Source organism: Janthinobacterium sp. 75 (genome assembly GCF_004365495.1).
GTDB lineage: Bacteria > Pseudomonadota > Gammaproteobacteria > Burkholderiales > Burkholderiaceae_D > Janthinobacterium.
This window is the reverse complement of record NZ_SORD01000001.1, coordinates 3,463,551-3,477,968: the sequence shown is the minus strand read 5'-3', so window position 1 is coordinate 3,477,968 and position 14,418 is coordinate 3,463,551. Positions and strand designations below refer to the sequence as shown.

Annotated in this window: 13 protein-coding genes and 1 pseudogene; 6 read left to right on the top strand and 8 right to left on the bottom strand. The window is 51.1% G+C overall.

Features of this window, described 5'->3' with window-relative positions:
- Nucleotides 1-560: 560 nt before the first annotated feature.
- Nucleotides 561-689: pseudogene (locus C8C89_RS27370) on the bottom strand (IS6 family transposase); the annotation flags it as partial.
- Between the two features lie 454 nt (nt 690-1,143).
- On the opposite strand from C8C89_RS27370, the gene C8C89_RS15870 reads away from it, so the two are divergent.
- A complete protein-coding gene (locus tag C8C89_RS15870; protein ID WP_133990926.1) occupies nt 1,144-2,757 on the top strand; it encodes a hypothetical protein in 1,614 nt (537 codons plus the stop codon).
- A 416-nt stretch (nt 2,758-3,173) separates the two neighbouring features.
- On the opposite strand, the gene C8C89_RS15865 is transcribed toward C8C89_RS15870, so the two are convergent.
- The gene (locus C8C89_RS15865; protein ID WP_133990924.1) at nt 3,174-3,440 is read right to left on the bottom strand and encodes a helix-turn-helix domain-containing protein; all 267 of its coding nucleotides are present in this window, start codon (nt 3,438-3,440) and stop codon (nt 3,174-3,176) included.
- A 645-nt stretch (nt 3,441-4,085) separates the two neighbouring features.
- On the opposite strand from C8C89_RS15865, the gene C8C89_RS15860 reads away from it, so the two are divergent.
- Entirely contained in the window at nt 4,086-4,760 is a 675-nt protein-coding gene (locus C8C89_RS15860) for a hypothetical protein (RefSeq protein ID WP_133990922.1), read from the top strand.
- Between the two features lie 17 nt (nt 4,761-4,777).
- Nucleotides 4,778-6,466: an N-6 DNA methylase gene (locus C8C89_RS15855; RefSeq protein WP_133990920.1), complete on the top strand. Its 1,689-nt coding sequence runs from the start codon at nt 4,778-4,780 to the stop codon at nt 6,464-6,466.
- Nucleotides 6,467-7,068: 602 nt separating this feature from the next.
- On the opposite strand, the gene C8C89_RS15850 is transcribed toward C8C89_RS15855, so the two are convergent.
- Nucleotides 7,069-7,854, bottom strand: a complete 786-nt coding sequence (locus C8C89_RS15850) for a C1 family peptidase (protein WP_133990918.1) — start codon at nt 7,852-7,854, stop codon at nt 7,069-7,071.
- Nucleotides 7,851-9,617, bottom strand: a complete 1,767-nt coding sequence (locus tag C8C89_RS15845) for a hypothetical protein (RefSeq protein ID WP_133990916.1) — start codon at nt 9,615-9,617, stop codon at nt 7,851-7,853. Before C8C89_RS15845 ends, C8C89_RS15850 begins: the two co-directional genes overlap by 4 nt.
- Nucleotides 9,618-10,115: 498 nt before the next feature.
- Between C8C89_RS15845 and C8C89_RS15840 the strand changes: the two genes are divergently transcribed.
- Both C8C89_RS15840 and C8C89_RS15835 read left to right on the top strand, forming a co-directional pair.
- Nucleotides 10,116-10,361, top strand: a complete 246-nt coding sequence (locus tag C8C89_RS15840) for a hypothetical protein (RefSeq protein WP_133990914.1) — start codon at nt 10,116-10,118, stop codon at nt 10,359-10,361.
- Between the two features lie 30 nt (nt 10,362-10,391).
- Nucleotides 10,392-10,784, top strand: a complete 393-nt coding sequence (locus C8C89_RS15835; RefSeq protein WP_133990912.1) for a hypothetical protein — start codon at nt 10,392-10,394, stop codon at nt 10,782-10,784.
- A 363-nt stretch (nt 10,785-11,147) separates the two neighbouring features.
- Here the strand turns inward: C8C89_RS15835 and C8C89_RS15830 are convergent, their stop codons facing one another.
- The 3 genes from C8C89_RS15830 to C8C89_RS15820 form a co-directional block, all read right to left on the bottom strand.
- Nucleotides 11,148-11,339, bottom strand: a complete 192-nt coding sequence (locus tag C8C89_RS15830; protein WP_133990910.1) for a hypothetical protein — start codon at nt 11,337-11,339, stop codon at nt 11,148-11,150.
- Nucleotides 11,323-12,234 carry a hypothetical protein gene (locus C8C89_RS15825; RefSeq protein ID WP_133990908.1) on the bottom strand — a complete coding sequence of 304 codons (912 nt, stop codon included), beginning with the start codon at nt 12,232-12,234 and terminating at the stop codon, nt 11,323-11,325. The genes C8C89_RS15830 and C8C89_RS15825 overlap by 17 nt, the downstream gene beginning before the upstream one ends.
- A gap of 167 nt (nt 12,235-12,401) precedes the next feature.
- On the bottom strand, nt 12,402-12,587 hold the full coding sequence (locus C8C89_RS15820; RefSeq protein ID WP_133990906.1) for a hypothetical protein: 186 nt from the start codon (nt 12,585-12,587) through the stop codon (nt 12,402-12,404).
- A gap of 174 nt (nt 12,588-12,761) precedes the next feature.
- Here C8C89_RS15820 and C8C89_RS15815 point away from each other — a divergent pair, with 174 nt between their 5' ends.
- Nucleotides 12,762-13,562: a hypothetical protein gene (locus tag C8C89_RS15815; RefSeq protein WP_133990904.1), complete on the top strand. Its 801-nt coding sequence runs from the start codon at nt 12,762-12,764 to the stop codon at nt 13,560-13,562.
- Nucleotides 13,563-13,904: 342 nt separating this feature from the next.
- Here the strand turns inward: C8C89_RS15815 and C8C89_RS27020 are convergent, their stop codons facing one another.
- Nucleotides 13,905-14,054: a hypothetical protein gene (locus C8C89_RS27020; RefSeq protein ID WP_166674761.1), complete on the bottom strand. Its 150-nt coding sequence runs from the start codon at nt 14,052-14,054 to the stop codon at nt 13,905-13,907.
- Nucleotides 14,055-14,418: the final 364 nt, after the last annotated feature.

Sequence of the window (14,418 nt, the reverse complement as noted above, 5' to 3'; positions counted from 1 at the left end):
TTGCCAGCCACAGCAGGGACCGGCTCCCCCTATCTTTGGGGTAATCGTTAGTATTTCAAGAGCGAAGCAGTGAATCGATTCCTGCAGCGCAGATGGTCTTAAAGCACAATTCCTGGTGAAAGAGACCTCGACAGGTTCTGTTGAGAGCGCTTGTCTAGTGTGAGGTGATTGCCCAATTTACTAACTCGCGCAGCGAGAGATCACGCACAGCTGTTTCCCCTCTTGCCTCGTCTATAGAGGTGGCTGCAGCACCAAAGTAAAACCTGCTTGAGTTTCGGCGGGCTCCGGCAGAATATCTTCCATGATTAAACACCTTGCGACGGTGTAGCTGAGGTTTTGCGGGGCGCCGGCTTTGACTCGATGCGTTGCCGGTGCCAGCGGTTTGGGTTCCGCCGCTAGGACCGGTCCAGGCGTTTGAACGGTGATCGGTACTGCAACGCATCGTTCTGGTTGCGTTGCATTGGGGCGTGCGATCACACTGCCCTCCTCCGCTGATTGGTACGCGCCGATATGGATCGGGTTATATGTCAGGCCTTGCCGCGCTGGTTGATCGATGATTAGTCGACCGATACGCCACGCTCCTCCATCATTTCCTCGATGTGCGGGTAGCTCAGTGGGTAGGCCGTATATCAGCGGATGCTGACCAAGATGACGTCGGTCGAGAAACGCACTCCTTTAAAGTTGATCATGGCGCGCCGTCAAGGCTTCGATAGTGCAGCTATCCCGAGGCAGCGGTCGTGTCGCCAATGCGACTGAGCCACTCATACTAACCGGCCGTCACAAAATCCGGGGCGGTTCACTTCTTGTCCGGTACGCGTGCGAGACGAGGACGAACCGGTCGCTGTGTATTAACGTACTCCCGAAACATATTTGCGGGTGTGTTAGTCTAGGAATGACCTTCTGGCGTAGAGGGTAGTGCTGGCGTTACACGTGCTCCGCCGAAGAGGTAGTTTGGTCGTTATTTGGCGCTCAACATGCAAGTGTGTTTTGAACTGTGACAACGCCCCTACCAGAAACTCGATTCGTGAATTTCTCAAGATGCTGATTTTAAACATCTTTTTCGTCGCCACGATAGAAATTTTCGCACCACTGTCACGCCGCTTTACGATTATAAATATCGCTCTGTGACATAGAAAGATGACCATGCGTGATGATGTACTTTACGTCTTATTGAGTGAAGGGCCCCAGCTAAGCGGCCAACTTGCCGTCGCCCTTGAAAAATGGCTCGGTATCACGTCGGCTGCTGCTCGGAAGAAGGTCGAACGACGAAGCACGGCAGTTCGCGAGTTGAAGCTACCTTTTGCACGCAGAGCGAAGTTTTTGTATGCGACAACTCAATACGGAAGCGATAAGTTTTGGGCACGTTTAGCTGAAGCGCTCGAGATGGGTAACGGTGCGTATGCGCGGGTTATTCGAGCACTTCATGCTCGCGGTGGCCTTCTCCCGCTGGCACATCTTGCCTCTGCAGCGGGTATATCGTCCGGGGCTCGCCAAATTTCATTCGAACGTGTCTGGCAAGACCTTGTAGGCACTGAGCTCTTTCAGACTATTGAAGTACCTGGCTTGGGCGAGTGTTTCGCATTCGCGAAGAGAAGTGCATCTATTGATGAGCAGCTCCCTGGTGTACGCGCTAGATTGATTGTGGAAAGTGTGCTGCTTCAGTCCATCCAGGAATGGGCTGCGAGACTTGGGCTTGGTAGCTTTGCGAGCTTTAAGTTGCGAAGCTATCAACAGGAATCCGCGCCGACCGTCTCGGTTTTTCAGTGGGACTTGACGGCACCGTCCTATATTAGTGCGCTTGCTGCCTGGAATAACTCTGGCCGCCCGAAGCCGGGATTTATGGTTTTGGACGTGCTTTTGAAAGAGCAGGTCGAACTAAACGACCTTAAGTCTTTCATCTACAAATGCAAGACACTGCGCCAAGTCCGTAACGTTCGCACGCTTCAATTTTTCGTCGCTCACCGATATACCCCCGAGGCGCTCGATGCGATGCGCCAAGAAGGCATTATTCCCGCTACTACTGAGTCAATATTTGGTACGGATGTCGCTAATGCTTTGATGGAGCTAAGCGGCATGCTGACGCAAGCCGCGACTCAAGCTGTTGACCTCGACAAGTTCGCGTACCTGTTCGACAAACTCGGAAAAGTCGAAGGCGCGGCTGGCACGCTTCGCGGGGCTCTTTTCGAGTTCGTCGTGGCAGAGGTGATGCGGAGAACGGTAGGAGGAGCCACCATCCTTATGAACAAGATTTACCGCAAGGACGGAAAAGACGTAGCGGAAGTCGACGTTAGGGTGCATGTCCCCGATCAGGAGATTAGATTCATCGAATGCAAAGGGCTATTGCCCGGCCGACTGCTGCAGGATTCAGAAATCGAGGCGTGGCTGACCAAGCGTATTCCGAACGTGAGAAACCAAACTCTCGACAACTCCGAATTCAAAAACATCACGCAAACCTTCGAACTGTGGCTTACCGGCGAGCTTTCACCCGAAGCTCGAGAACGAATCTCGGCCGCACAGGCGCAGGTAGACCCGAAACGTTACACCATTAAAGTTTCGTTTGCTCGGGACATCGAAGAATCAGTGAAGTCATTCCCAGACCTTCGAAAACTTGTAAAGCAGCACTTCCTGGCACATCCTTTGGCGGCGTCCCCTGAAGAAATAAATCCTCTTTCCAAGCGGAAGATTTCTCAAGTCGAGGCTGCTTTTTCGGACCTTACGCGTCGCGACTTTGGTGGTGAATCGCCACCAGTAGCTTAAACTCTCCTGAACCAAAGTTCTTGAACAATGCAAAACCTATGGATCGTGTTAGGTAATTGGGTGTCTTACCATGCACCTGGTGTGCGATCTCGCAACTGCCTGACCCAACGACGAGATCCGGTCTGACGTGCCTATCCCCTGCCCTGCAGAGACTCCTGCCACGTTAGCAAAAACAGGCAGTCCCTAGCCGGAACCGCCGGCGAAGTATGGTTTATCCGATCGAGGCAGCAGCAAAGCGCCTGCTTCTGAGCGCTATTACGGCACAGTTGGCTGCGATAAACTAGCCCGTCATCTGCTTCGTGCGCTCGGCCAGATCGGGGACTTTGCGCGCTTGCGGTGGAGTTGCGATCACGGCTGACGCGACATAGCACTTGGCGGCATCACGCCAAAACAGAAGCTTGCCATGGCCGCTTAACCTACACTTTTTTAGCGCGCTCTAAAAATAGGGGGATTACCTTGAGCCGCACGACGCCCAACGCACGTAGGGCACGACGAATCGTTGCTGCGCTCACGCGCAGAGCGCAGCGATGATGCAGCTCGTCGGCAATTTCCTGCAAGCTGGCCTGGGCGCGCTCCTGCACAATTTCGTGCAAAACTGCGATATGCTCAGGCTTCAACGCTGGTGTTCTGCCGCCGGCACTGCTTGACGGCACAGTGCTGCCGAGTGAATGTTTGGTTGCCATGGCATGCTCCCTCCACATCGACATAGCATGCCACAACTTCGTTGTTGATTTTGTCTACACCCTCTAAACCACTACAATTGTGCAGCTTACCCGAGGCGGAGGCCGCGTCGCCAAGGCGACAGAACCACCTTCCTTGATGCCACGTTATCATAACTGGCGGGTAGCCAGCGCTGAAGTGTGATGTGATCAATTACATCATGATCAAAGCTCGGTTACAGCAGACCAGGAAGTCTACTGCCAATAGCCTCCAAGAAATGTTCAACGTCCATGAACCACCAGCAAATCACCGTATGGATCAACGGGCATGCAACCATCGAGGCTTTGCGCATAGGCTACAATGCGGTTCGGCTGCACATGACACTTAGAAAAAAAATTTGGTGGCCTTTGTGGGCAACCGACGGACCGAAATCCCGGGCGCTAAGTGATGCTGGAGCCCAAGGAAATCATTTTTTCAGAGATTTGAACAAGTGAGGCTTGCCTCCCAGCGGCAATTCAACTCTAGCCTTGGGGGCTACTGTCGCGTAAGATGCGCAAGTTTTTGCCGTATGAAATTTAGGGCGTTAGCATAAGCACCTTTGATGTTGCAAACATAATAAAAATTATCTCACATATCAATAAATCTCCTCGTTATAGGCAATTGAGTTTATGAATGATGTAAAAATCACGGCTGCTATTAGAACTGCGTTAGAGGCTTCATTAAAAGGCCTAGTTCAGAAGATTGATAAGGTTCAAATTGGAAATATTGAACAATTTCCATATGGGTGGGGAACAGCAGGAAAAGGCAGGAGTGTTTGGCGAATACTCGAGGAATTAATTACTCAGAATCTTCAGATGTATGGAAAAGATTTTGGTATGGCAAAGTTAACTATGCCAGATAGCGAGGTCGGCGTTTACGACTTCGAGATACATTTGGAAGGATTTACACATCCGGTATTTGTCAATGTTAAATCTGCAGTAGAGGGTGGGAGAACGAACAAAGATGATATTTCCAAAGCGCGTGGCCTCTTAAAGTTTTATGAGGAAAATCCGACCCACGAATTATTTATCTCAACAATATCACTGAGATTTAATCCGGATATGAGTGTATCATTGGTCGATGTCGTCGTTATGCCTACCGCATGGCTCCCGGACCTGTACGTCAATCCAAGCAACAATGCAAATCTTCAATCTAGCAAATATAAAAATATTGCGAATGCCACAGTTAGGACGAATGAGGAGTTTATCGCGGAATTAAAAGTCGCGGTCGATGTTGCTGATATAAAAAAAATAAATAGACATCGAATCAACATCTCGACATACATTAATAATGTAAACGTGTAATTTTGGAAGGTACATAAATGGCGCGAGCTGGCGAAAAGAAAAATAGATTGGCGAAAATTTCTGATTTTGGAAATGTCGACATTGAATGGGATTTCCACAGTCAAATCTCCCCTGAGACTTCGTATATTGATGGCGTAACTGAAGCTAGGCGACAGCACTTCGCGCAATTTTTTACACCGGCTCCAATTGCAAAAATGATGGCAGAGTGGGTTGCAAGTATTCATCCGAAAAATATTCTTGAACCATCCGTTGGCACTGGAATTTTGGTGCGAGCAATTAGCGAATTAATTTCAGACTCAAAGATCACTTGCATTGATATTGATCAAGCTCCGATGAGCTTAGCAAAGAAATCTGCGCCCCGTCAATTGGCGTGCGAGTTCTTGCACGCAGATTTTCTCTTGCATCCTACAAATGAAGAATTTGACGGGATATTATCAAATCCGCCATACTTAAGGCATCATGACATTTCTTATAGTACGGACATACATGCTGAGATCGGGAAGCGAAACCATATAACCATCTCAAAAGCATGTAATTTATATGTCTTATTTATTTTCGAAATTTGTCGTCTTCTGGCTAAAGGGGGGCGTGCTGCCATCTTAGTTCCTGCCGATTGGTTAAATTCGAATGCAGCACTTTGTCTTCGAGATTACTTAATGGAATCAAGATCTCTCAAAGAACTCTTATATTTTGATGAAAGCGACAACCATTTTGATGGCGCACTAACCACATCAGTGGTTATTTTATTGGAAAATGACGAGAAAAAAAATCCCACGCTCACTGTACGACACTTTTCCTCTGGCCTTAACGTTGTTTCGGACAAAGTCATTGGGTGGGATTCTCTAAAAAAAATAAAAAAATGGAACAACTTCTTAGTTGGGGAAGTATTTGAAAAAAATGATTCAGTAATTTCTCTTTCAACTTTAGCAAAGACAAAAAGAGGTTTAGCTACTGGAGCGAACGAATTTTTTCACCTAACTGATGCAGAGGTTTCTTCGTCGCATATATCTCACGAAAATTTAGTTGATTGTATCGGCAACGCAAAAGATGTTTCTGGTCTAATTTTTTCAGAGGCTGATTTGAGTCGCCTAGCTCAATTAGGATCTCGTACCAAATTAGTCAATTTTTCTGGCGAGCTATCAGATGCTGAAAAGCAATATATAAAACGCGGCGAAGATCAAGGCTTCCATGAACGTTTCTTATTGGCGCGACGTCGACCTTGGTACAAAAATGAGAAGCGTGATCCAGCGCCGATTTGGGCTGCGTCATTTGGACGTGATCGGGTACGATTTATTTGGAATAAGAGTCAGGCATTAAATCTTACCACTTATCATTGTATTTACCCAAAAAACCTGACAGTTACTCAGCTAGGCGCCTTGGTTTGTTTATTAAATTCCGGCCCCATTCAAAAAAGATTCGCTGAGCATCTTCGAGTACTTGGTGGTGGACTGCTAAAATTTCAACCAAATGATTTGTTATCAATAGAAATTCCTGACGTTCAAACCCTTAGCGAAGATCAACTGTCTACGCTTAATGCATTTCTTGTTGCCATCGACATCGAATTGAGGCTCAATAAATCCCCGCACAATCCTAAAGTGGGACCAATATCTGATTTAGATGCTTATGTAGAAATGTTACTTAATTCAAGTATTTTAGAAAATGAACGCATCACTGAAATGACGAACGAACAGCTGGAAATGTTTTGACTGTGGATAAATTTTGGACTTGATATTTCCTCCGATAAAAATTTGACCACGGTGGTAAGTGAATCGCCACCAGTAGCTTAGACTCTCCTGCCCCATGGTTCTGAAAGATGATAACCAATGGATCGTGTTGAGGCTTAGGTGTCCCGCGAAGCACCTGGCGTGCGATCTCGTAGCAGCCTGATCCAACGCCGAGATCGGGTCTGACCTGACTATATCCCCTGCCCTGTAGAGTCTCCTACCGCGCGCTAGCAAAAGCAGGCCTTCCCTAGCCATAACTGCCGGCGAAGGATGGCATAGCTGACGGGTTCGACTGCAGAGCGCCTGCTTTTGCGCGCGATAGCGGCACAGTTGGCTACGATAAACTAGCCCGTCTTCTGCTTTGGGCGCTCGGCCACGCGCTAGTGGTGGACTGGTCGTCATGTGCCTTCCAGCCCGCCCAATTGCGAAAAGCAGTATTTTGAGCATCTGAAGAGCGTCTAGCGAACTCGTGGCGATTCAAACCGTCTTCCGCAGACGCTGCTCCGTGCTATAGAACGCCATCAGGTGGTCCAAGTGGCATTGGCGAATCACTTATCTGCCAGCCAAATCCTTTCAGCAGAAGCCTACAAGCCAATCGCGTACGCCTGCAGATTCTGGCCACCAGGCCGGAAGTCAAGCAGGCCACACGCTCCAGAGGCGATGGTCGTACCGCCTGTACTATCACCCCAGTCGGCCCCGCAGCTGTTCAGGATGATCCAGCCGTCCCGGTTAAACCCGGTGACGCAGACCGAGTGCAGCGAGTCGTCGAGTGCCGGTAGGCTGCGATAGAGATTCCCCCTGAATGAAAAAAACTCGTCACTCACGCTCATGACGGCCACCAACGGCCCCCGCCCTAAAGCCGCCTTTGCTTCCGTTTCGCTGCGGATAACGGTGTAGCTGCGTAACCGCACGACAGCACCGCCGACCTGGCAGGCGGCAAGAGGATATGGATGTGTAGAGGCCGCCGAAGTAGCCCAGCCCTTTTCCTTCAACAAGTCCAGCAGCCGGCCAAGGTCGATGGCACCGTTGCATACGGTCGTGCTATTCCCCTGGCCCGCATGACCAATGCAGGTATGCAGATAGCCAGGTGATATCGGCAGCGGCTTGCCGTTAATTCGGCTTTGCAAGGCGACCGCGGAAGCGGTAGCAAATGCCGAGCAGCTTTGGCAGTCGCCCTGCTGGCCGGCCGGGATTGGGTACTTTGCTCGCCAATCAACGCTCTGCACCCGGTAATCCAGCGTGGCCAGTTGGCGTACCCGCAACCCTGTGATTAGGACCTTTCGGTGCGTCAGCCGCTGGCGGGCTAGCGCAGTGCGCCGGTCGTGAGCGCGTTTACGTCGGCGCTGCGAGTTGCCGCCCGGCCGGTTCATGGCGCGGCGGCTTCGGCCTCAGCCGTACGCCGGGCGACCAGTGCATTGGCGTGCGCTGCCTGGGCCTTGACCAGCGCGGTCTGGGCCAGCAGCAGCGATGTTCGGTCGCTCACCGCCGAGCCTGCCAACGCCACACGCAGCGAATCCTGCGCGTTGAGGAACTGGGTCTGCGCTACCATGCTCGCGGTCGCTGTAGCTTGCCCGCCACGTGCCTGCGCCTGAGCCAGTTCGGCCTTAGCATTCCACAACTCGGCTTGCGAAAGCAAACTGGCGGTTTCGCCCTGATTGTCAGTACGCGACAAGGCCGTCGACAGATCGTTCTGGGCGTTGGCGCGTGCGACCTGGGCCTGTATTGCAGCGGTGTCGTTGGCGAAGCCTACACCTGCCAGTGTGGCGTCGGCCCTAGACTGGTTGACTTGCACGTTCGTCTTGTCGAGTTCGGCCGCGCGCAGCTTGGCCGGCAGGCTTGCAAGTTTTTCGGATACTTCCAGCGCAGCGCCACTCAGCACTTGGGCGGCGGCTGATTTCTCGACTACCTGGATCGACGACGGCAGGCCATTTGCATCCATCTTTATGACCGCTTGCTGCGAACGGAAGTTGTTGCCGGCAACCGGTACGATGTAAAACTGTCCCAGTTGCAGGACGCTGAAGACCTGAGCCACGTTTTGACGGAACTGCGACTGCAATAGCGCCAGATAATCCTTGGCGTCCTTGATCTCCTTTGCAGTTGCTGGCTTGGCCTCCAGCTCCGACACGCGTTCCTTGGCTTTTTTGATATTCGCCAGCGCCGTCTCTTGCTCATCGCAGGTGCCGTTGAAGCATGCCATAAGCTGCGCGGTCTTGGCCATGCGCACTGGCACACCGGTTTTCGTGTCGACATCCGTCGACAACGTGGGCTTGATCCAGACATTGCCGGTCGTGCTGTCCGACAGCGCCAAGTGGACGGAAAACCGCTTGTTGAAATCGTCAGTCGACACTAGATGTGACGTCACCCATTTGTCATACAAGGCATGGGACGGCGCCAGTGCCTGCGCGGTGTGCAGTTCAGTCGAATGCTCCGGCCAGCGCAGGGTTTGCACGTCAGTGGTCCCGGCTAGCGCCGCGACATACGTTTGCTCGAGCTTAGCCAGGGCCTTGCGGGCATTTTCCTGGTCCTGCAGCGAGGCTACAACTTTGGGACGAAGGGTCTTGTCATACTTCGACTTCTGGACTGCCAGCAAAAGCGCCGCGCTCGTTTGCTCGACCGTTGCGGTGGCGGCTTCAACTTGATCTTTGAGAGGTGTTGCGCCGTACAGTGCATCGACTTTTTGGGCCACATCGTCTTTGCAACGGTTCTTCGTACTGCCCCCCGGTCCTGCAGCAGCGCCGCGCAACGCGAGATTGGCGGCCGTCCCAACCACGTTGGTGAGCACTGCGGCGGTCGCGTCAGCCGATTGCGCGTTTAACGCGGTGCTGATTCCGCTTGGCGACAGTTCGCTGCCGATGTCGCTGGTGGCCCACCAGCCGTCAGACTTAAGCACGTAGCGCTGGGCTCGGTCGAGCACGATCTCTGGCGTGGCCATAACATCCATCTTGCCCTCCAGCTCTGGCATGCACTTAATCACCTGGCGTGTGATCGTAACCTTGAAGGTCGTCATGCCCAAGTTCCATGGATTTCCCGCTTTCGGCTTGTCGTCGTTGACCTTCGTCACCTTGATGCCGGTAGAACAGCCGGTGGTCAGGCAAACGGCAACTAAAACCGACGCGATAAATAGATGTTTCACGTACGTCCCCCCGAAATGAGGCGGCCCGCGCCCAGCATGTCCGACGCGGCCGGCCATTACGCAAAATCAATATTTCCAGCAAACATTGACACGAAGCCATCTTTTTGTAAATGTTTTTTTTGTTGAGCTCGCGCAGCAGTCTGTCCGTTCGATCATTCGCTTTTCTGTCGCGGTCGCACAGGTCCACCGACGAGATCGGGTCTGGCCTGTCTATCTCCCCTGCCCTGCAGCGACTTCTACTGCGCTCAAGTCAAAGCTGCTTGAGCTTCGGTGAATTCCACCATGAACTCTTCCGTGGCTAAACCTCAACGTTAATCCCGGGGTTCGCGGTGTGCGGAGCAATCGATTCGAGTTCTCTTTCGCATCATTTCCACTCTGCAACGATGCATTTAAGTTAAAGTGTTGCGTTGATAGATTGAATCCGCAAAACTGGCAAATGAACAGGAGCAGCTTTCAGATTGGCCAGAGATCGACGATGTACCATTCTAGGAAAATATCATGTTAGAAAAAATCGCAGCAGGGGTCTTCTTCTACAGCTTCTCGGTCTTGGAAGTGTTCCTCGCATTCTTCGAGCGCACCCATGCATTGGTCGGGTTGGGCCTACCATTAATGTTCATGATCGCGCTCCACTTGTACCTACCGGCCTGGGTAGCAGCTGGGTTTGTAGCGCTCGTGCTTGCGCCAGCCGCAGCTACAATGGGTACCTTGCTAGTTGAGGGCTTATTGCTTTCCCGTAAGCGCTAAATTTTTTACATAAGAAGATATCGGAAAGTTATGGGCGAAAGTAAATCCGGACGTTTAATGAAAATTGAATGGAAGATGGCGCTTCCACAGTCTGGTGATGTTCCCGTTTGGGTGTCTGTCGCCAAGCTGGAGCGCGAATGGCAGCGCAGCAAGAATGAATACATTGGAGCTGGCGGTGATAGTGCAATGCCTGGGAAGTACGAAAATTTTGGAAAATGGATAATTTCAGTGAGCCATGTGGAGATGCCGGAAGTGTGCATCGTCGACGGCTTTGTGCGGTTTAGTAACGGCCGACATCGCTTTGCTTGGCTGCGCGATCACGGCATGACTACACTCCAGGTCAGTATTCAACCATTCGATGTGACTTCTTTTGAGACGAAGTTCGGCTCTCAAGATCAAACTTCTCAATGGCTCAAAAGCTAGCAAAGAAAAACATGTCGACCAAAAAATTTGGGCCGTGGGACGATCCCGTATGTGGCAAGTGGACTATGAGATCAGCAGATTGACCTGGCCGTCTCATTCTCACTATAACGGACGTCGAAGGATTCATATCCTACCGAGTCAGCAGCAGCCTATGTAAATTGTTCCACAAGTTCGAGGGGGGCATCTCAGAGGTCCCGAAGGTCAAATTGCGCAAAAATGCGCTGCACAGTTTGGAATGAAATGTAGTCATGACCATATGCCCAAATGGAGCATTTTTTGACGCGGCAACGCATCATGTGCCACAACTTGGACGTCATGGCCGGCGCAACCGGTTCGTGGCGGACTGTGGTTGCACCGCAGGCTTTATCCTTGGCAATTTCCGAGCTGGCGTGCATTTTTTCCTTCTTTCATAGTCAGGTTCAACAGTGAGAAGGATGTTAAAGCTCTAAAGTCCAGAGACAAACCGTACTGGCGTACTTGCTTAAAAATTAGTTTGGATTGGCTATGGAGCAAATTGCGTGAAATGGCGAAATTTGCGCTAGTGCTGGTGGTCATGACTATACTCCTTCAGCCGGTCTCTAATCACGATCAATAATTCATCGGCAAGTCCGCTATCTTCCAGTGATCGCGCAATCTCCTGCATTGCCTGTAGCCGTGCCGCATCGTTTGAAAATCGGCGTTTACCTTGCCGAACACGCTCCATTTCGCTCTGTAACTGCTCCACCACCTGATGCTCGATCTCGGACATTACGTGACGAGCCGTAGATGCCGTCTGAATCGCAAACACTGCTGCACCGTGAGCCGAAGCTTCTTGTAAACGTATACTTTCTGCCTCTCGCTTGATGCGATCCGTCACTGTGCCACAGAGTAATTTCCATGTTGCGCTGAGGCTGCGATTGGGCCAACCCATCGCAACGAGGGAATGAATGTATTCAACTGGAATATCTGAGAAAGCAATCGCAAACTTCCGCGCAAGCGTCAGCGTGAACGCGCGAGCGCAGATATCTCCCGACTTGTTTGCAGGGGCGCTGGTAGGTGTCGCCCATTGACAAAGCGAGTCCAGTCCGCTCCGAAACTCTTTCGTATTTGCGTCTCCGGGCAGATGCTGGGCCGCCGGCAGAATTGTGCGCATTGAGCTGGCTTGTTCACGCACCTTGAGTACGAGGGAGGAATTAATTACCGCCACTTCTTTTTGATCACGTATATCTTCGTAGGCGTCCGCAGCGATTTTGCTGGCAGTTAGACGAAAAACGTCACTATCGCGCGTGGCCTTAAAGAACGAAGCCGCTTTCTGCCCCGCGATGCATCTGGCATGCCAATCAGTATATTTTCTCGCCTTACGAGGCGCTGCCAGGAAAACGCCCAAGGCGTCAACCATCGTCTTGGGAAGGAAAATCCCTCCCCAAATTACCATGTCTTGCCGCGTGGTCGAAGATAGCCAATTGCTCATGCGTGCGCCCAAATAATTGCCCGCGAGCGTTATCTTTCTACGCTCACGAGCATGTAAGTGCGGCGCGTGTTCTGCGCCATCTGCGAGACATTATACCTAAGACTGTATGTTTATCCAGTGTATTCCCCTGTTCTTCGCCGCGCATCACAGGCTCTAGCGATGTGCAATCATTTGGATTGATATTCGTCGAAGTCGAATTTGCTGACTTTGAACTCAACGGCAGTCGTGACTTCTGGCAGAAATTGGCCGCAGTGTGCTGTCGTTTTGCCTTGCGAATATTGCTGAGAGAGCAGCTGCAGTGTTTCAGGAGAATGGTGGTGACGGAGGTCTAGAGGCGCTTTTTTGGTTGGCATGCTAGCCCCTACGGCACTCTTAGGTCACAATCGTCACGTCGTTTGCTTGTCGGAATTGTACAGTCCTTTCCCATCGGTAAGCACAACGTTTAGGCTGTGCCTGGTTAATCGAGAAGTATTTCAGCCTAAAGGGCTTACAATCATCATTTTTATTGCTATGGCGAAAAATAACTGATGAGTAAGCCAATGTCTCAAAGAGTGCGCCCACTTAATGATGATGAGTGCCTACATTACCGAGATGAATTTCGTGCTGCCAGGTACGCAGCACTTGCAGATGCCGAATCGTTTAGTGAAATATGTTTTGCTTTAGAGTCCCTTGGAATCAGGCTACTTGGCCGGCAAGGTGATCTTGGAGCCTATGAGACGTTGATAGAAGCATATGCATTGCAGTCTCCCATATTCAAACACATCGCGAAAAATTCTCGCTCATATTTTAAGAGTTTCGATGCGCTATATAGAATCGTTAGAAAGGCGCGCAATGATGCGATGCACACGGGAGCCTACGCGCGCCATGCTACTGAAGCTGCAATCGAATTGTGTATCGGACTGGAGGATGCACTAATGATAGGAGTAAAGCAAACAGTTGGCAACGTAATGGTTAAGTCTCCAATCGTCGTTGAGTCATGGCAACTTGTAGTCCATGCGCGACAATTAATGTTGATGCATTCGTTCTCGTTTCTTCCCGTTCGATTCCAAGGTGATTGGTGGCTGGTATCCGAAGTCGGTATCGCTAAATTTTTGAATTCTAACAATGGTACGGTTAAGCGTCAGCGTCTTGGAATGTCGATTGAAGAATCTAAGGGTGGATTAGAGCTCATAAAGATACCTTCTGAGCAGCTTCTTTCAATTAACCACTCCATCGAGGAAGTTCTTTGTAATGCGCAGGTCAAGGAAGGACGGACGCTTTGGCTAGTCGTAGACCAGGAGCGACCTGATCATTTGGCAGGTGTGCTTTCACCCTTCGAACTTATGTAGACATTCCTTGGGAAACGCGAATTAATTGCGCCGAGAGAAGCAAATGGATCATGATAGGCGGGCTGGCCCTCCCCTCACCACAATAGACAGTGAAGGACGTCATATCCGACCGAGGCAGTCGCAGCGGTGCGCCTCCGTCCACGCGCTATAGCGTCACAGCTGGCTACCATAAACTAGCCCGTCATCTGCTTCGTGCTCTCCGCCAGCTTCGGGGACTTTGCGCGCCTGTGGTGGAGTTGCGCTCACGGCCGGCGCGACATGGCACCTGACGGCATCACGCCAGAACAGAATCTTGCCGTGGTCGCTTAACCTCTACTTTTAGAGTGCTCTAAAAAGGAGGGATTACCCCGTGCGAACACGTAACTCTGTTTTTTGCGAGCCAAACTCGACCACCGCCTTCGAGGTTTCCGTCAACATGGTCTTTGGCCGACCGCGCGTTTCGGCCAGTTTGCTCGCCAGTGCCGCCGACTCTCCAGCGATCATCGCCGTCAAGGCACCCTCTCGTTCGACCAAGCGTTAGTTAGTACCTAGCTGACAGTGATGTCCGATGGGGAATTCGTACATTTAAAGCTGAGGATACGCGCCGATCCAGTGTCCGATGTTGCAGTCTATCCGGCCGAGCCAATGACTTGGTTGAGGCGATAGAACAGGCAAGTGGGAGCGCCAACTGACTACAACGCATAAAGAATACGTTGACATAGTGACGAGCACGACATATAGTTCATCCACGCACTCTTTATACGTTTTTGTTGACTAACCCTTCTAGGAGATGGAAAATGGCTTCGGTTGATAACGCTCTATCGGCTCTCGCTGATTTTGTCCAGGTGCTGGACACTCACCAAACCGGAGCATTCCT